The following is an 18,032-nucleotide window of genomic DNA, read 5'->3' as shown; positions in this document are numbered from 1 at the left end:
CCCACATTGGGGGGCGGGTAAATCGTGTCACGCTACTGCGCTGTGAAGTCGGCCAGTTGTTTTTGAGCCGTTTCGGTCGTTTCGATCTGGGTCGATGTCGTTGCCTCAGAAAAGCTTGCATCAGCGCCATAAATCTCGCGCGCCATGGCGGTGGTCAGTTGTTCCGGCACCCCATCAAAGACGATTTTGCCGTCGCGCATGCCAATGACACGGTCACAGTAACGACGGGCGGTATCGAGGGTATGCAGGTTGGCGATCACCATGCGGCCGTCCTGTTCGTGAATATCGCGCAATGATTGCATGACGACCTGCGCGTTCATCGGATCAAGGGACGCAATCGGTTCATCCGCCAGAATAATCTGTGGGTCCTGCATCAAGGCCCGCGCAATGGCAACGCGCTGTTGCTGGCCACCAGACAAGGCTTCGGCGCGCTTTGGGGCATGCTCGGCGATGCCGAGGCGTTCCAGAATATCTATGGCGCGGCGAATATCTTCGTCGGGGTAAATATTGAACATGGTCGACACCGTCGACCGCCTATTCAAGGTGCCGTGCAAGACATTGGACACGACGTCCATCCGCGGCACGAGATTGAATTGCTGAAAGATCATTGCGCATTGCGACTGCCAATTGCGTTTGGCTGCTCCCCGCAACGCCGTCACATCCAAACCGTTAAACATGATCTGGCCGGAAGATGCATCCGTGAGTCGATTCAACATCCGCAGAAGCGTTGACTTTCCAGCGCCAGAGCGCCCGATGATGCCAATCATCATGGGACGCTCGACGACGAAGCTCGAAGCAACGACAGCGGTGTTTGCTCCAAACGTCTTCGTAACCTGATCAAATCGCAGCATAGCATCCCCTTTTGTTGGAATGTGGTTACGCAGCAAGCGATTCACTTTTGTGTTGGTTTTATTAAACTTTTGAAACACAGCCAGAGGGGGAGGAACTTATGGGGCGGTACTTTCACGCTTCTTCAAGGCGTAAGGATTGCGACCGAGACGTCACGTTCATGTCCACTTCAATGGCATTTCCCGCCCTTTGCTGTTGTTGTGAGTGTTGGGAAGCTGCGTCTCAAAGTGGACACCCACACCCGCACTACTCTCGATTGAAAGAATAATCAAAAGCCACTTGATGCGGCCATGCCACGCTAGGGTTGATGTTTTAAATTGGCGGGCAATCAAGACACCTTTCAATCCCCCTCAGGTGGCAGCCCAATTACGCAGACTTTGGGGGGGGCGATTTACTGACAGGCACCCATATGTATACAATTCGGGACGGAGCACGTCATGGAGCTAACCCGTTATACGAGGTCATCCAGCCAGCGCTCTACAGCGCTTCCGACGAGGATGGGGGGTATGCCAGCTCTACGGGCCGCCAATGCGTCTGTGCTCGGATTGTCTCCGATCATCACGGCGTGGCGCGCATCTACGTGCCCCAAGGCTTTCAGGAGCAAGTCTGGCTTTGGTTTGCCGATGCGAATGATCTGCGAGGGGGGGTGACAGGTCTCGAGAAGGCGCAGCAGAGCACCGCTTTCAATGGCGGGACCAGTGTCGCCCGGATGAGTGATGTCGTCATTGGCCAAAATGACGGGGCAGCCTTTGGCAATGTGAAGGAGCGCCATTTCCAAGCGTTCAAGGGTCAGGTCCGTATCTCGACAGATGATCACTGCACGCGGCTCTCGGTGGCAATGAAATAGGCTTTTATCTGCTGCGGCGGTGCGCATACGCGTATTGGCAAGTAAGAACATCGGCCCCGCGCCGAAATGTGCGGCCGCCCATGCCAAAGCTTCCTCGCCTGCAAGGAAAAACTGATCTGGACGCAGAGGCATGCCCAAGCTTTCCAAGCGCGCCTGTAGGCTGGCCTTCGTGTCCGTCGAATTGTTGGAAACCAAAGCCAACCTATCGGAAAAGCGTTCAACAAACGCGCACGCCCCATTGAGAGCACGGGAGCCTGAAATCAGGCACCCGTCAATATCGCAGAGAATTCGCTGTGCGGAATGCACGCGCGCCTTGTCATGGCGGCGTCCCTCGACCGCTTGTCGCACCTGTTCGTTCATAGGTCTGTGAAACCTTCGTGGCGCATGTTCAATTGATAGGCGCGATTGTCTTCGCCCTCTGGCGCGGCGAGAGAAAAGCGTGGTGACGTGTCGGCGAATTCACACATATGTGCGACAACGAGATCCTCGCAGAGCAAGACAACACCATATGCGGGCTGTGCCAGATCACCCGGCACATTGGTGGTCTCAGGATTGAGATCCAACGCAACCTGATGGTTCAAACCGCGCATGCATGAAAACGAAACGCCTCGCCAATTGCCAAAGATTGGCCGATGCACATGGCCGAAAAACAGATGTTGGATGCGGTGCTTGTGGGGGGCAATAACGTCATGAAACGGTTCGACGTCTTGCATCATGATGTTGTCCATTGCCTGAATGCCAACAGGAAACGGCGGGTGATGCATGAACAGTAAAACCGGCTCGTCCGAGTGTTCGAGCTGTTGTTTGAGCCAGGCCAGACGCTCTGTGCAATATCCGCCTGCATGTGTGCCCTGTAATTTGGTGTCGAGACAGATAGCCTTGTGGTGGGGTGTTTCAAAGGTGAATTGCACAAACCCAGACGGATCGCGTGGTGCTTCAGGGAAGGTGTGTTTGAAGGCGTCGCCGTCGTCGTGATTTCCGACCATCAGATGGACAGGCATTGGAAGGCGGCGGATTTCGTGCGCAAATGCGGCATATGCGTCCGCATCGCCCCAATGTGTCATGTCTCCCGTCACAATCACGAAGGCCGCGTCGGCATGATCTTTGATGATGCTGTCCACGGCGCGCGACAGGCGGCGTGCGGGGTTTGCCCCGTATAGCAACCGGTCGCCGCCGATTACATGGGTGTCAGTGAGGTGGATGAATTTCATTGCGTTTGTCATGGCGGACCCTTCGAGGAGCAAAGCGCAGGACGCCTTCAGTGGCGCCCTGCAAAATCGTGATTTAGTTGGTGGGCAAAAGATCGTTGACCTGTTCAACCAACTCCTCTTGCAATTCTTCCATGTCGTCGGCTTCGCCCGTGGCGATCATCTCAAGGCCTTCATAGATCACCTGAGTGATGGCCAGACCGTTTGCGCCTGGATAGGCCTGCCAGTCGCGAAGAAGGGGCAGCTGATCTACAGCCGTGCGCTTGTTGGCATTTTGGTCGTAGAAATCCGCCAAGATAACGTCGTTGGCCGCTTGATTTGGGGGCATGTAGCCTGTCGTTTTGGCAACCTCTGCCGCGCCTTCACCAGAGGTGATAAAGGTGAGCCATGTCCACGCTGCAGCGAGAACTTCAGGGTCATCAGATGTCGACGTTAGCATCGCTGCATTGCCGCCCGCGGGTAGGCCTTTGGGTGTGCCTGTAAGACCGGGAAAGGCTGCAGTTGCAAAGGTGAAATCACCTTTGGCGCGTTCAACGCGGCCAACTGACGATGTCGACGTAAAGAGCATTGGCAACTCACCCGCAGAGAAAGACGCAACGGCTTGGTCAGACGTCAGGTTCTTCATCTCACAGCCGTCAACGATGGATTTGACAGTTTCGAGGGCGATAAGCGCCTCGGGGCTATCGAGCGTCAGACGGCCATTTTCAACCGTGGCTTTGTCTTGCGTCCACATCAAAGACTGCAAGAACCAGTTCCCTGTGATCGCCCAATCCCAATAGACGGGGTTGTTCGAGCCGTCTGCAATCAGTTTTTGGCAGACACCGATCATGTCTTCCCATGTTTTTGGTGCCTCGCTCACACCGGCGTGGGCCAACGCATCCATGTTGTAATAGCCAACGGGCAAAGACACAGCGAAGGGCAGGCCATACACGTCGCCATCAAAGGTCGACAGTTTGAGCATTGCGGCGTGGTAGCCGTCAGTTTCAAAGGCGTCTTCTTGCGCAATGAACGGCGTCAACGATTGTGCGATGCCTTTCTCAACGAGGATCTGCTGGCGGTTAAGGCCCTGCATGGTGACATCGGGCAAATTGTCCGACACAGACTCGCGCAGGATTGTGTTCGTGCCATCCTCATAGTGTTCGTATGCGGAACGGAACTGAACCTCGATGTGCGGATATTTCTCTTTGAATTTCGGCAAAATGGCATCGAACGTCACATCAAACGCTGACGCGTAAGGGTATGCGAAGTCAATGGTAACGGGATCTTGGGCCTGTACGATTTGCGTCGTGGCAGCGACCAAAGCCATTGCGCTGAGGGTGGTACGGATCATTCTTCTGTCTCCAGTTTGCAGAAGGCTCTGGTGGGGTGAAATGTCACCAGAGCCGTTGGTCCGGCGGTGCCGGATTGGGAAAGGCTGACGGGCTACTTCATGCCACTCAGCGTTATGCCTTCGATGAATTTTTTCTGGGCCAGCAGGAAAGCGACAATCAGCGGTGTGACGATCACGGTGGCGGTGGCCATCATCGGTCCATAGAGGCTTCCGTCGATGTCAGCCTTGAATTCGCGTAATCCCAGCGGCGGGGTGAACAGGCTGCGGTCGCCCGTGACGACCATGCGCGGCCAGAAGTAATCGTTCCAGTGGGCCACCACGCTGAAGATGGCAAAGGCCATCAAGGCGGGAACGGCCGTGGGTAACATAACGCGCCAGACGATACTGAGCTCACCCATGCCGTCCATACGTGCGGCATCAATCAACTCGTCGGGGACGGTCATGAAAAATTGGCGCATCAGGAATATACCAAAAACGGAGATCGTCCACGGCACGATCAGCGCGGCGTATGTGTTGATCAGCCCCAGTTTTGCGAGGCCGATATAGAGCGGCAATGCAATGGCGTGAACTGGGATGAGCAGGCAGAACAGCACGAACCCAAAGACCGTTTCACGGCCCCAGAATTTCAGTTTCGAGAGCGCATAAGCGGCGGGAAGCGCGACGATGACTTGCAGCAAAAAGATTGACCCTGTCACGATCAGCCCATTGAGCAGGTAGCGCATGAGGGGCGCTTCTTTGAAGGCGCTTTTGTAGTTGAAAATGGCGGGGCGGACTTTGCAATCTTCACGCACGCGCTCAAGCAATTTTCCAAGGATGTCGGTGTCGCTCAGGTGGGGAAACTCCACGCGCGCGGCCTCGACAATAACTCTGTCAGGCGTGTTGCTGGCGACACAGCGCTCGTCAATCATCAGCGCTTGCGACCCCATGAACCCACCTATGCCGCGTTCAATTTCAGCGGGTGATTTGAGGGAGTAGCTGACCATCTGATAGAAGGGCACGATGACGATTAACGCCCCGAGGAGAAGCAAAGCATGTTTGAGGAATTCGCCAATACGAGTCATGAATAATGCACCTTACGTTCGGTCAGTCGGCGTTGAATGATGGTGATGATCATCACGAAAATGAGGAACAGCACGGTGATCGCAGAGCCCATCCCGATCAGGTTCTGTTTGATGCCTTTTTCGTAGATCGCGAACATCATCATATATGCGGATTTCGACGGGCCACCGCCTTGGGGGAAGAGCGCCTCGACCGTGTCAAACACCTGGAAGGCGCGGATGCAGGTGATCGTGACGACAAAGACCGTCGTCGGGCCAAGCGCAGGCCAAGTCACCAAGCGAAAGCGCTCCCAGCCACTACGCGCCCCATCCATTTCCGCGGCGCCATACAGGTCACGTGGCACGCCTGTCAGCCCCGCGAGGTAGAGCACCATGTTGAAGCCAAACCCCTGCCAGATGCCGATAAAGCACACGACCCACAGGGCGTATTCCTTGTCGCCCAACCACAACGGCATCCCGTTCGCGCAGCCATTTGAGAGCCAAGGCCAAAGGCCCTCGATGACTGTGCCGCACCCCAGTTCCAGCGTGCGATTCACAATGCCAATTGTCGGGTGAAGCATGAGTTCCCAAACAATTGCCATGGCGAGCAGTGTCGCCATCACGGGGAGGAAATAGATGGTTTTGTAGAATTCCTTGCCACGCGCCAGTGAGTTGATCAACAGCGCCGCCCCCAGTCCGAGACCGACGGAAAGCGGGACCACGACGGCGACGTATGTAAATGTCGCCCAGAGCATTTTCTCATAGGACGAACGCGTGAAAAGTTTCTCGTAGTTGTCGAGCCCCACCCACTGAACCTCGGGGGCGGCCAGCGAGTAATCCGTAAAACTCAGGATCAGGGCGCACACGACGGGCACGAGCAAGAGCACCACCATGAGAGCCAGCGCGGGAGCGGTCAAAAACCAAGCGGTACTTTTTTGAGAGCGCGTGCGGCGGCGCGTGTCCGTTTGGGTGGAGAATTCTGTTACGGCCATCTTTTACACCGCCTTAACGAGTTGTTTCGCCGGAACGACCTGCCGGATGCGCTTGCCGTCTACGTCAAAAAACAAGGCGGCGTTCGGGTCAAAATCCATGCCGACAATCTGGCCGGGTTTCAGCGCGCCGTAGCGTCCGGGCTCCGCCCTCATGACAATGCGAACGCCAAGCTCTTCGACAACGATTTGCGCAAAGATTTCTGAGCCGAGGTGTTCGAGATGAACAACCCGCCCTCGAAGCCTCGGATCTGTGGTGGTCAGCGTCAGCATTTCAGGGCGCAGTCCCATCTGGAGCGGCCCGCGCAGATTGGCCGCAGACAGCGGCAGCGGGCGTCCCATCAGCGACAAGGTGCCAGCGTGGTCCGCGTCAACGGGGAGGGTGTTGATTTTGGGTGAACCAATGAACTCGGCTACGCGCAGATCGTTAGGGTCGGCATAAACCGTTTGTGGCGGGGCGCATTGTAGGATTTCCCCGCCCATCATGACCGCAATACGGTCAGACATCGTCATGGCCTCGACTTGGTCGTGGGTCACATAAATGAAGGTTGCTCCCAATTTACGGTGAAGTTCGGCAATCTCGGTGCGCGTATGAACACGCAATTTCGCGTCGAGGTTTGAGAGGGGCTCGTCGAGCAGAAAAGCTGCGGGTTGGCGCACAAGGGCTCGACCCAGCGCCACGCGTTGACGCTGTCCGCCCGAAAGCTCGCCCGGCTTGCGATCGAGAAGTGCTTCGATCTCGAGGGTCTGGGCGGCCTCGGTCACGGCGGATGCGATGTCTTCGATGCGAGCCTTGGCTCCCGGCATGAAGCGGCCCGCCAATGGCAAGCGTTGCCACGTGTTGAGGGTGCGCATCATGAGCGGCACCGCGATGTTTTCCGCCACGCTGAGGTGCGGATAAAGCGCGTAGGACTGAAACACCATAGATAGGTTGCGATCTGACGCGCGAATACCTGTAACGGGTGTGTTGCCGATGGACACACACCCTTCGCTTTCCTCTTCAAGTCCAGCGATGATGCGCAGAAGGGTCGACTTCCCACAGCCAGAAGGCCCGACCAACGAAACGAACTCTCCATCCGCAATCGTCAGATCAATGCCTCGCAAAATTTGAACGTCGCCAAATTTTTTGCGCAGCCCTTTGATTGATACTTCGGCCATTCGGCACTCCCAAGAAATAATGATTCGAGGGATGTATAGGGATCGAATGTGAGATATAGGTGACGCGATATAAGTTTTGGTTATGGCATCAGTAGGTAAACCATCGCATGAAACGGCTCAGTTCCTCCCAGATCCGCGTCTTCAATGAAGTTGCCAGCCAAGGCAGTTTTTCAGATGCGGCGCGCGTGCTTGGCGTCTCGCAACCCGCAATTACGGCGCATATTCGGACCATTGAAAAAGCCTATAGCGTCAAGTTGTTCGAGCGGACGGGGGCAGGGGCCGTGCTCACGCAAATTGGACGCCAGCTCTTTCAACGCACGGCGTCCATGCGCGACACAGAACGCGAAGCTGCGGAGATTTTGGAGCGCGCCTATACGCTCGAAGTAGGCGAGCTTTCAATTGCGTGCGGTGCCCCGGGGCCGGCGATGCAACTCGTGTCGCGGTTTCAAAGGGTTTATCCGGGGGTGCGGCTGCAACTGTTGTTCGGCAACTGGCAAGAGGTTGTAAATGCTGTCAGGGATCGCAAGGCCGATCTGGGGTTGCTGACCGATGCGCCTGATGCCGACGACATCGTTAAACAGCCGTTTTATAACCAAAAAATTGTAGCGCTTGTTCCGAAAGACCATCCATTGGCGCGCCGCCAAACATTATCTCTCAGCGAATTGCAAAACGAACCCGTTTTGTTTCGGACCGAGCATTCTCAAACCCAACGGGCGATTAATACCGTGTTGGACCACATTGGATTACACATCAAACCCCTACTGGTTCTTGAAGCGCGTGAGGCGATTTATGAGGCCTGCGCGCAAGGCGTGGGAATAGGCTTTATGTTCGATGCGGCGTCAACCAGACGCGATGGCGTTATTCGAATTCCAGTATCCCAACTCCCCGAAACTCATTCCGAAGATGTGTTCTGTTTGGCCTCTCAACGAAGTTTGCGCGTCACCGATGCATTTTTCTCAATGCTAACCTCGCCATCATCCGAATAGATAGTTCCCCGTAGCCCGTTACGCCACTTTGAGAGTCGAAGCAGATTGAAAGAATGAAGGTTGGGCGGATAGGTGTCGCTTTATCCACATAACGGACCTCGGGTGTACCGAAATGCTGCGTTCACTTGTCAATGTCGGCTTTCGGGAAACTGCAGCGCGGCATCAGGAGCAGTGGTGAAAGGCAGCTCAGGGCCGATCACGACGAGAAGGAAGTCTACGGTTCCGGACTTTGCAAAGGTCGCTATCTGCGCATTGCTGCCTTTGATGGTTGGTGCAGCATGGTTGGTTAGGCATTCGCGGTCTTGAATGACCGCTTTCACCGATCTGCAGTAAGATTTGTGCAGGTGCAGCTAAAGGTCTGATTTCCCGCCCCATTCTGTTGAAAAACTCTTTGCTGTATCAACAAGTTTCGGAAAAGTAGAAAGTCACTCCTTGAAACTCTAATTGCACCCAGTGACGCTACCCAAATGTGTGTAGATTAGAATTTTGTTCTGAAAAATTTTGAGCCAACGCGCTGAATGAGAGTTTTTCAACACAATTCGCCCAATGTGGTGAGCGTCACCCACGGCCCCAATATCTATGCGCCAAATCCGTAAAGCCATACCGTAGAATGAAAGAAGTTTAGTTTTGAGGAATTTATGCATTATTCTTGTATTTTGAGCCTTTGTTGTATCCTGCCACATACACTATCTGCCCAAACTGCAATCGAGCGTCATGTCTGGCAAGACGCACGTTCGTTTGCGCCCATCAGCAGAACGGCCAGTGCTATCACGGGTGCGATCACGCTGTCAGGCAATCCGGAATTTGCAACTGAAGGCAGCTCAATGGGCCTTACATTTGGGGACGGCGCTGTCGTGAATCTAACATCCCACGGCGCGTCTTGGCGCACATGGGACGAGGGAGGACAGGACAAGCAGACCGCGGAAGTCTTTCGCCTTTCCGAAGATCCAGGTGCGTTGGGAAACGGGAACACGCTCTGCGGTGGTGGAAATCCAGAACCGCTTTATGCAGTCTTTTACGAGCAAAGTCTGTTTGGTGGTGATCCGATGCTGACGATGGCTGTTTTCCAGTCGATAGAACCTCCATTCGACACCAACAGTCCAGGTCTGTGTGGGACATTTACCTATGAGATCCGCGCGGTGGCGAACGAGATGGGCGTGCCAGTGGAGCCGGTAGTGTTGGCTGACGAAAGCGCGGGATCAGGTGCGTGGCGCGTGCGGACAGAAACGAACCCAATTGATGACACGCAGACAGTGACGCTAACGCTTGCTGCTGAAACAGGCACGTCGCGATCAGGAGCGCCCGTTACCTTCATCGCGCGATGCAAATCCAACACAACAGAGGCCTATGTCGTCTGGAGCGATTTCCTTGGTGACGATTCCGGCGATGTGCATTCGGAATGGAAGCGCGTCACAGTCCGGATTGGCACGGAGCAGGCGAGAGTGGAACGGTGGGGAGTGTCCACTGCCCGCGATGCTACGTTTGTCCCTGGTTGGGCGGGGAACCTACTGAAAGAGCTCTTGGACGAGGACAGGCTTGTTCTTCAGACGATCCCCTACGGTGAGAATCCGAACACGGCGATCTTTGATGTATCCGGGCTGCGTGTGGTGCTGGATGAATTGGCCCAAACGTGTAATTGGAGCTTTTGAGGCAATCACCCTTTCGCGGAAATAAATCATGAATGTCGGGTTCTAAAATAGGGGCACCGCAGTCGGTCTCTCGAGATCAGGTGGCGACAAGATTTAGGGACTTAGAGCCTGTCACTTCTACTCCGTTGCTGAGAAGCATAAATCCCGAAATATAGCGCACCAGAGCGTAGATAAATGCAAACAGCAAGATGAAATATCCCACGACAAAGAAAGCACCAATAATACCCAAGAAGAACATCAGGAACGTCCACCAAAATGTCCGAATTTGAAATTGTAAGTGCGACTTGACCACCTTGTCAGACTTGTCTGAGAGATATGCCACGGCCAAAGCGGCGAGCGCGGATAGAGGGAAGACAAATCCTACAAAGTTCATGATGTAGACAAGCTTTGCATTTCCATAATCGCGCGGATCTGCTGAAGTTGATTGACTAGCCAAAGTTCTTCTCCTTTTGGGGCAAGCGGTTGATAAACTGGATTGTGAAAATTACTTTTGCGCGCACCAAGATTTGTCCGGTGCAACCAAGCAGATCATCCGATCCTGTAGAGCCATTTCTGACAAGTTGCCGCCGACTGAATGTTCGATTTTTACTGGGACCAACCCCTCGCCGTCGTCAGCGACCTTAAAAGTCGCAGTTGTGGAGAGGTTTTTATCAGAATGAAGCTGCGCCTTGAGCTTATAGGATGTGGAAAACAGCCCTTTTTCTTCCCATGTAATTTTACTTCTCGAATTGTAGCGGCAAAAGAAATCACCAAGCTCCATGTCAGGCAAGTCGAACAAAGAGTTGCCGCCAGTATTTATGCGCAAGACCGTTTTAAGCTCTTCGTGGGAAAGGCCGCTTTCGGATTTGGTGATTTCGCATTTGGCCTGCGCACGTTGCTTGCTCGCGGTTGATATCGCCATAGAACAAGCGTCCCGATGGATTCCTTTCAGAGTATAATCGGCGTCTGAGGGTATCTCTGGCAGCGCACAGCGGGGGGCGTCGTACGAAGCCTGCTCCTGCCAGTCGTCCGCCATGTACTGGCTTTCGGGGAAGACCAATTTCTCCACGATGAATTGTTTCACAACTGCCATAGAAGTTGACTGTCGTTCTCGCACGGTTGATCTAAGCTGTCCGACGGCATCTCGCAGTTCACGACTTGATCTGTCGGGCAGTTCTAAGTCTAGAAAATTTTCGTAGCCGCCAGTCGAGAAATAAACATCGGCGGTGTTTGGAAGCGATTCAATTTCTGCCACTCTATCTTTTATGTCTTTAAGAAGAGCCGTTTCTACTTGGCCTTTCTCAATTTTTGCAGCCATTTGCTGACTGGCGCGCAAAATACTCGGATAATACTCCGCAATCCCTTTTGCTTTTTTAGAGCTCCATTCCCCGTCACAATCTTCCACACGTTTAATGGCATCCTCAGTGAAGCTCCGCGTCCAATATGGGAAAGGCAAGCCAAAGAGGGGAGCCATTCTGTCAGCTCTATTAAAGTGAGTGCTGTCCACGAGTTGGCAGAACCGAACGTCATCGAGAATGGTCATCGGCTTCACGTCGAAGCCTTTGGATGCGACACGAAATGCTACGGAATCCATTTGGGTTAAATACTGCTTGCTTAAGGCTCTCTCGGTGTAAATGTTTCGATCAAAGCCCAAGGTCGGCTGGTAAGAAAGCGCTACGAAATCCATAATCTCGTCTGCTTCTTTTTGGGTGGTAATCGGCGCGGACGAAAGATATTCCGCTTGCTGCTTCATGTAATTCTGGAAGAATTCATTCGCAGATGAGAATGTTTGTTCGGGCAGTATTTTCTTATCCAAGTCGGGCAGTAGTCATGAGGGAGCCAGATTGGAAAGCATATCGCTAATTTTCACGGCTGTGGCAGGGGTCGTATCTCCACTTTTGGCGAGATTTTGAACTTCTTCGTATGCTTCAATCATTCCCGGTTGCCGGTGGAGTGTGAACATACCTCCGCAAGAAGTTCCTACTAGTGCGATGTCCAGAGTGTCTTCTGAAATTCCTCTAATTTCTACCTTGAGGTTATTTCTTCCGCTATCGAATAGCTTCGCATCGAGTGGCTCAGAAAAATTCATGACAACGAAGCGTGACATCGTTCCTTCTTGGTAGATGGAGAAATTTTGGCCATCGTTTGATGCCAAATAGGCTTGTCTAAATTCACCGTTACAAAACGATTGGCCTGAGTAATATTTTGAATCGGACGCATAGGCCCCATTTGCGGCAAAAAATGAAGCAACTATTGCACCTATGAATTTCAGCATTTTGTCTTCGTTCCGAATTTAATTTGATCGGGTTCTGAGGGAGGGTCAGGGCTTTGCCATGTTCATTTGATTGTGATCAGCGTTCACAACTCAGCGATAGGCCTGAGAAGTTGAGAAGGAAGTGATGGTCGCTCAACTCGTAGATGCTGCCCATCTGTCCATCGCGGAGAGCAACGTTAAAGGCGGTCCCATTCCGGCCAATGGGATTAACCCGTTCGTAGTCGATACGTGTTCCCATAAATGAGATGCTCACATCGTTTGATGTCATAGATAGTTCAGTCAGGACATCTTTGGTCTCGCTGTCTGCACAGGTCCAGTCCCCATGGAACGGATAGTTCGAGGCCGCGTTTTCTGCGGAACTGTGCTCGCGGGGCGCAATATCTTGTGATGTTTCAATCGCTGTTCCGCCTCGAAAGACGTAAGTGGATGGCGTCGCTATTCCTGCAGGAGTTGCAAACAAAGTTCCATCTTCGCCAACCTCGATATCCAAGGCTTCATAGCAACCACCAAATGGTTCGGACAAGCTGGGAGTTAACGCCGTGAGGTCCAGCCAATAGTGGTTGACGGGGCACCCAGTGCCTCCCGTGTTGGCGGAAATCAAAATCCGGTCCCCCCACCGCCCGGCGACGCTCACCCCTATAGCCCAAAGATTCCAAGAGTGTTCATTTACAGCCACACCCTTAGTTCCCCAATTGTCTGACGTCAGCGCCTATGGGTCCAAATAGAGCTATTTGCTAAGAGAGGGTTTGTTGCTCATCGTAACCACTGAGGAGTGTAAGATGAGACAGACAACTGGAACACGCAAAAGCCCTGGCGCGCAAATCGATCACATTCGACCGCGGCACAGAGTTCGTGAGCTGGCCACATCTTCAGGCCGAACTCGGCACGCAAACGTGGTTTTGTGACCCGTCATCGCCCTAGCAGAAAGGCACTGTCGAAAACACCAATCGACGGGTCAGGAAGTGGCTGCCGCGCACGCGAGACATAACACAGATGCCCGATCATGAGCTGAAACAGCTCTGCGACCGGCTCAACAACACGCCCAGAAAATGCCTCGGCTGGAAGAGCTCTGCAGAGGTTTTCCGCGAAAGGATGCTGGCGGAAATGGGACGAACCCCTACCCTTGACGGAGACAGGAGCCGCGGTTCACGTAGCGCTCGCACTGCATCGACATGTTTGCGTTCGTACTCGCTGCCTTAGTCGCATCCGTCTGGTGAGAAGGCCTCGACACCGGCTGCGCGCAAGGTTGTGGTCATGGATTGAAAAACGGCCCTACTCCTTTACCCATGTAGCCTCTAACTTTAACACCGTCGGTGGCAAGTGCTCGGATTTTACGGCAGGATATGCATCTTATCAATCAGGGAGGTCGCATCCTTCCCTAGTGTAAATTGCATAGTTCCCAACGTGTCCCTTGAGCGCGTAATTACGCCAAGCCTCAGCAAAGCCACTATTTTCGCTGAAATAGGCGAGGTAATCGAACGGGGCACCATTAAAATACTGCTTATGCAGGCTTTCATCGACGATCACCACTTGCGGCGAAGTGCGAAAAAAATCAGCGAGTACTCGCGAACGCGCTTCCTCCAGAGTGGCGCGGTAAATTACCTGCTCCGCCGGATCCTTGGTGAGGCTCAGCCGGTAACTTGCTCCTGGGAAAAGCCAGAGCGTGGGAGCGCGGTTGGCTGGGGTGGCATTGGCATAGTTCGCCAACGGAAAGCCCGTAGATACGGTTGAGCTGAAAATCTGAAAACTCCGCTTGCCTGGTGCGCAGGTGAAATAGGGATTGACGTCTTTGGCGAAAGAGTTTTGATACGGCCCATGGAGCAATGCCGGCGCCATAAGAAGCATGAGAGACACGGCCGCCATAGCGGTTGGCCACCACTGTTTTTGCGTCTGGGATAGTGTCGCCGCCGTCCAGATCACGGCCATCATCACGAAAATAGTGGCGGGGATACGCTGATAGCTCCAGCCTTTTGATTGGATCAGGAAGACTGCGATTGCCGCCGCTCCGGTCAACACCGCCACTGCGTTTGACCGAGGCCGCGCCCCATTCACCACAAGAAGCGCGAGCGCAACCAAGAGCACGAGGATCAGGATTCTTGCGTGGGACAGGGTGGAAAAAAATGGTGCATCAAAGGCACCGTAGACCTGCATTGCAAGCGGCACGACGCTGTCGAAGTAAGCCGGATGCAAGATCACCGTGGCTGCTACGTAGAGTACCAGCATGGCCGCCATCACGAGATATTCCACCTTGAGCGCTGGCCGCAGACTGTGTCTTGCAATTACTTGATAGGCGAGGATTGCTAGTGGCAGGAGTAGGAAATAGTGTTTAAGCGCGATGCCGAAGGTTGCCCATATTGCGATCCCTGCGCGTACGGGCCTAGATGCATCTTTGGAGAGCAGGTTCATCACGAGGAACGGCAAGAACAGGATTGAGAATAGATGATCACGCTGCCCGAAATCCCCGATCGGCAGGAGTAAAAGCCCTACCGCCGCTACAGCAAGAACCGCGCGCCGCGCCGTGGGGGAAAGAGACGCCTCAGAGTTCAGAAGCCTTTGCGAGATAATCAACGAGCCTGTCGTGAGCACCAGTACGAAGCCCTTGTAAGTCGCCGTCGGATCAAGCCCCGTCACCCGCGCGATTGAGACGGGGATCGCTGTCAGATAGAAGGCCAATGGCGGGTTCAACTCAAGAATATCAGCATAAATTTCAACCCCGTCGAGCCACCAACCTGTCGAAATCAGATACCAACTAATATCGTGGCTTAGAAGGGTTCCCCATAAAAGGTAAACGGTAATAGCCATAATGATGGCGGGGGCAGAAAAATCTCGGGTCATGTGCGGAAAACGAAGAACTTCATCAAGAGGAATGAGCAGACCGGTACCAACATAAGCACGGTCGCGAAAGATACCATCGGGTCGAAACCAGCCAGCAAGGTAGGAATTAGGGCCGCAAGCGATAGCCCGATCCCCGTTGCAGCGGCGAAACGGATCATCTCGTTGGGCGCGTGGACTGGTTGTCCGAAAGTCAGGAACTTGTGGCCAAGATAAGCAGCGCCAGCTGCGAGTATGTAGGCCAGCACCGACGCGGAAAGTGCTGTAAAGTCGAAGACCCAGCTGAATACTGCTGCCAGCAGGAAATAGAAAGCGGAATTAGCCACCCCTACGCCCGCGAACCGTCCCAGTTGGCCGATGACACGCCCTTCAATCATTGGACCTGTCCAATGGCTGCGTATTGTGCGCCAAGTGGCAACCAATGCAGCCGCCGTTCCAACGCTCGAAACTTCGGGCGGTTGGTTGGGAAGAAAACGAAGTTTCGCGTCGCCACCTGAACCAGCCCTGCGCGGCGCATATATCCGCGCATCTTACGGGTGCCTAGCAACATAGCATCTTCGTCGAACGGGCAGCGAGCGACTGAAAGACGGGTGCCCGGGTTCACCGGGTTGTGCTCGATCAAGCAAACCATGCCGCCGGGTGAAACTACGCGCGTGAGTTCGGCCATGAACCCTGTCCATTGCTCGACTGGTACGTGATGCATAACGCAGATCGAGAGGGTCATGTCGAAACTGTTGTCCGCAAATGGTAGCCGTTCTCCATCGTATACATTGTAAAGATTACCCGGGTTTTCGAGTTTCGCACGCTCAATGCTTTCGCCTGAGATGTCCACGCCTTGGATAGAGGAAAACATGCCTGACAAAAGCGGGTGCAGTGCCCCGATCCCGCACCCCACGTCCAAGAGTTTTGGCGTGGGCCGGTCCGGCAACCGCAGCGCCAGAAGGTCACGGATCATCAGTGCTTTGGATTGTTGGAAAAAATCGTGTGATAGACCTGAGAAACTGATCGATTGCTCAACGGTGTCTACGTAGGAGTCGCGATAGGCGTCGAATTCCGGTTGTGTTGTATTATCCATGGGAGACCAATCTTGGCTGGGGCATCTGCGCAACCTCTGTAACTCCGATGCTTTCTGAAATGAAATAAAGAGGACGTTCCTTGCTCTCGTTGTGAATGCGCCCGACATAAAGGCCGATCACGCCGCTGATAAGTAGGTTCATCCCTGACAGGAATGACAGGATCACGATTGTCGAGGCCCACCCGGCCACCAGCCCATCGGTGAAAAACGCCACGGCGAAGATATAGACGCCATAGGCCATTGCGCTCAGCGAAACGATCATGCCTAACCAGAGTGCGAGCCGAAGAGGAGCATCCGAAAACCCGATGACTCCGTCCATCGCGAGGCGCAACATTTTCTTTAGCGGATATTTGGTTTCGCCGGCAAGCCGCTGCGGGCGATCGAACTGTACGATAGTCTGACGGTAGCCCACCCAAGCAAACATGCCCCGCAGGTAACGATCGCGTTCGGGCATTGAACGGATTGCCTTGACCACTTTGGCGTCAACTAGACGGAAATCCCCCACATTGCGCGGGATGTCGACAGACGATAGTCGTGCCAACACGCGATAATAAAGGTTTGCGGACACTTTTTTGAACCGGGTTTCACCTTCGCGGGTACGTCGCTGTGCATGAACGATTTCGTAGCCGTCTTTCCATTGCGCGATTAGTTCGTGGACCACTTCGGGTGGGTCCTGAAGGTCAGCATCCATGATGATGACCGCCTTGCCGCATACCGTATTTAGTCCGGCAGTTACCGCAATTTGGTGGCCGAAGTTGCGCGACAGACGGATGAGTTTTATGCGCGGATCACGCCGGGCCGCAGCTGCGATGATCGCGGCCCCAGTATCGCGGCTGCCATCATCGACGAATATCACTTCGCAAGGTCCATCCAGCGCGCTCATGAGATCCGTCATGCGGGTGAGAAGCGCGTCGAGTACATCTTCTTCATTCATGAAAGGGATTACGAAACTGTATGTAACCTGCGTTTTCATAATTTCTAGCGCCTATTTGGTTTGACTAACGAGGAAGAGGGGGGTCACTTCAGTTCCTCTTTAGTCACACGCGAACGAGGCGAAAATGTGACTATTTCGCAAGAGGAGCTAATTTCAGAAAAAAAGTTGATTGTTTCTCGCTTTCTCTAGCGCTCGGATATGTTGATCCAATCACTCGGCGCCGAAGGGAATTGGCTGCCTTTCAGTTGCCAACTTGTGAAAGATCAAAGGCTATAGTTTTTAATGGCTTAACTTATGTGTAGAAATGCAGATATTCATATGTCGTCAATCATTGGATTGGCGAATTCGGAGAATCAGTTATGCAAACGCCAAATTTACCCGTCATTCGCGAGCGGGGTGCACGGAATCTGAACTCGACGAAGGCTATCGATGCTCTGGCGGACCTGTTTACGCTGTGGGGGTGTGCCTGCTTATATTAGTTAGGACAACGTCCTATGCGCGGAATGATCGGCTGATTTGGCATCAGGTTATTGTCGTGTCGAGGTGCCCGACACGTCTCAAGAATGGCTCAGTTTGGCGTCTTGGTCAACGAACTGTCTCTCCCATAACAAACACAGAGTACGCTTTTGCGGCTCTCACCGTCCTTAAGACGAGATCTTTGGTCGCTAACGCAGAAGGCCTAAACATTATCTACGAGGTCAGTTTACTGCCTCCACGGCACATACAGAGAAAGGTCCTACTGCTGTCGATCACCCCTAGAAGAAGGGGCGATATGGTTCGCCGTTCTTGATGATCCCGTGAACGGTTCGGGCCATCTTGGCGGCGATTGCGGTATACGCCTTACGGCGCAAGTGGGTGTTGTGACGGTCTTTTGCGATGTAGCG

17 protein-coding genes and 2 pseudogenes are annotated in these 18,032 nt (G+C 53.7%); 3 read left to right on the top strand and 16 right to left on the bottom strand.

Annotated elements, in window-relative coordinates; genetic code table 11:
- Positions 1 to 32 precede the first annotated feature (32 nt).
- From phnC to ACN0TS_RS17820, 7 genes are all read right to left on the bottom strand, one after another.
- The gene (gene phnC / locus ACN0TS_RS17850) at positions 33 to 851 is read right to left on the bottom strand and encodes a phosphonate ABC transporter ATP-binding protein (RefSeq protein WP_417260681.1); all 819 of its coding nucleotides are present in this window, start codon (positions 849 to 851) and stop codon (positions 33 to 35) included.
- Positions 852 to 1,300: 449 nt separating this feature from the next.
- Entirely contained in the window at positions 1,301 to 2,056 is a 756-nt protein-coding gene (locus ACN0TS_RS17845) for an HAD-IIA family hydrolase (protein ID WP_417260680.1), read from the bottom strand.
- Positions 2,053 to 2,919 (bottom strand): phosphodiesterase, encoded by an 867-nt coding sequence (locus ACN0TS_RS17840; RefSeq protein ID WP_417260679.1) that lies wholly within the window; start codon positions 2,917 to 2,919, stop codon positions 2,053 to 2,055. Before ACN0TS_RS17840 ends, ACN0TS_RS17845 begins: the two co-directional genes overlap by 4 nt.
- A gap of 61 nt (positions 2,920 to 2,980) precedes the next feature.
- Positions 2,981 to 4,234, bottom strand: coding sequence for an extracellular solute-binding protein (locus ACN0TS_RS17835; protein WP_417260678.1), 1,254 nt, complete (start codon positions 4,232 to 4,234; stop codon positions 2,981 to 2,983).
- A gap of 92 nt (positions 4,235 to 4,326) precedes the next feature.
- Positions 4,327 to 5,295 (bottom strand): carbohydrate ABC transporter permease, encoded by a 969-nt coding sequence (locus ACN0TS_RS17830; protein ID WP_417260677.1) that lies wholly within the window; start codon positions 5,293 to 5,295, stop codon positions 4,327 to 4,329.
- Positions 5,292 to 6,263 (bottom strand): carbohydrate ABC transporter permease, encoded by a 972-nt coding sequence (locus ACN0TS_RS17825; protein WP_417260676.1) that lies wholly within the window; start codon positions 6,261 to 6,263, stop codon positions 5,292 to 5,294. The genes ACN0TS_RS17830 and ACN0TS_RS17825 overlap by 4 nt, the downstream gene beginning before the upstream one ends.
- Positions 6,264 to 6,266: 3 nt before the next feature.
- On the bottom strand, positions 6,267 to 7,418 hold the full coding sequence (locus tag ACN0TS_RS17820; RefSeq protein ID WP_417260675.1) for an ABC transporter ATP-binding protein: 1,152 nt from the start codon (positions 7,416 to 7,418) through the stop codon (positions 6,267 to 6,269).
- A gap of 107 nt (positions 7,419 to 7,525) precedes the next feature.
- Between ACN0TS_RS17820 and ACN0TS_RS17815 the strand changes: the two genes are divergently transcribed.
- Both ACN0TS_RS17815 and ACN0TS_RS17810 read left to right on the top strand, forming a co-directional pair.
- Positions 7,526 to 8,404 carry a LysR substrate-binding domain-containing protein gene (locus ACN0TS_RS17815; RefSeq protein WP_417260674.1) on the top strand — a complete coding sequence of 293 codons (879 nt, stop codon included), beginning with the start codon at positions 7,526 to 7,528 and terminating at the stop codon, positions 8,402 to 8,404.
- Between the two features lie 824 nt (positions 8,405 to 9,228).
- Complete coding sequence (locus tag ACN0TS_RS17810; protein ID WP_417260673.1) at positions 9,229 to 10,053, top strand: hypothetical protein; 825 nt, start codon at positions 9,229 to 9,231, stop codon at positions 10,051 to 10,053.
- Between the two features lie 76 nt (positions 10,054 to 10,129).
- Here the strand turns inward: ACN0TS_RS17810 and ACN0TS_RS17805 are convergent, their stop codons facing one another.
- The 4 genes from ACN0TS_RS17805 to ACN0TS_RS17790 form a co-directional block, all read right to left on the bottom strand.
- A complete protein-coding gene (locus ACN0TS_RS17805; protein WP_417260672.1) occupies positions 10,130 to 10,489 on the bottom strand; it encodes a hypothetical protein in 360 nt (119 codons plus the stop codon).
- Between the two features lie 48 nt (positions 10,490 to 10,537).
- Positions 10,538 to 11,848, bottom strand: coding sequence for a hypothetical protein (locus ACN0TS_RS17800; protein WP_417260671.1), 1,311 nt, complete (start codon positions 11,846 to 11,848; stop codon positions 10,538 to 10,540).
- Between the two features lie 12 nt (positions 11,849 to 11,860).
- Positions 11,861 to 12,307, bottom strand: a complete 447-nt coding sequence (locus tag ACN0TS_RS17795) for a hypothetical protein (RefSeq protein ID WP_417260670.1) — start codon at positions 12,305 to 12,307, stop codon at positions 11,861 to 11,863.
- Between the two features lie 76 nt (positions 12,308 to 12,383).
- Entirely contained in the window at positions 12,384 to 12,830 is a 447-nt protein-coding gene (locus ACN0TS_RS17790; protein ID WP_417260669.1) for a hypothetical protein, read from the bottom strand.
- Between the two features lie 284 nt (positions 12,831 to 13,114).
- Between ACN0TS_RS17790 and ACN0TS_RS17785 the strand changes: the two are divergent.
- Positions 13,115 to 13,405 (top strand): annotated as a pseudogene (locus ACN0TS_RS17785) (IS30 family transposase); the annotation flags it as partial.
- A 255-nt stretch (positions 13,406 to 13,660) separates the two neighbouring features.
- Here ACN0TS_RS17785 and ACN0TS_RS17780 read toward each other — a convergent pair.
- The 5 genes and pseudogenes from ACN0TS_RS17780 to ACN0TS_RS17760 all read right to left on the bottom strand — a co-directional run.
- Positions 13,661 to 15,142, bottom strand: a complete 1,482-nt coding sequence (locus tag ACN0TS_RS17780) for a hypothetical protein (RefSeq protein WP_417260668.1) — start codon at positions 15,140 to 15,142, stop codon at positions 13,661 to 13,663.
- Positions 15,139 to 15,516, bottom strand: coding sequence for a GtrA family protein (locus ACN0TS_RS17775; RefSeq protein ID WP_417260667.1), 378 nt, complete (start codon positions 15,514 to 15,516; stop codon positions 15,139 to 15,141). Before ACN0TS_RS17775 ends, ACN0TS_RS17780 begins: the two co-directional genes overlap by 4 nt.
- A complete protein-coding gene (locus tag ACN0TS_RS17770; RefSeq protein ID WP_417260666.1) occupies positions 15,513 to 16,214 on the bottom strand; it encodes a class I SAM-dependent methyltransferase in 702 nt (233 codons plus the stop codon). Before ACN0TS_RS17770 ends, ACN0TS_RS17775 begins: the two co-directional genes overlap by 4 nt.
- Complete coding sequence (locus tag ACN0TS_RS17765) at positions 16,207 to 17,187, bottom strand: glycosyltransferase family 2 protein (RefSeq protein ID WP_417260665.1); 981 nt, start codon at positions 17,185 to 17,187, stop codon at positions 16,207 to 16,209. The genes ACN0TS_RS17770 and ACN0TS_RS17765 overlap by 8 nt, the downstream gene beginning before the upstream one ends.
- Positions 17,188 to 17,838: 651 nt before the next feature.
- Positions 17,839 to 18,032, bottom strand: a pseudogene (locus ACN0TS_RS17760) (IS110 family transposase); the annotation flags it as partial.

The organism is Celeribacter sp. (assembly GCF_048266405.1).
Lineage (GTDB): Bacteria > Pseudomonadota > Alphaproteobacteria > Rhodobacterales > Rhodobacteraceae > Celeribacter.
The sequence above is the reverse complement of the archived record's forward strand: the minus strand, read 5'-3'. Positions and strand labels throughout refer to the sequence as shown.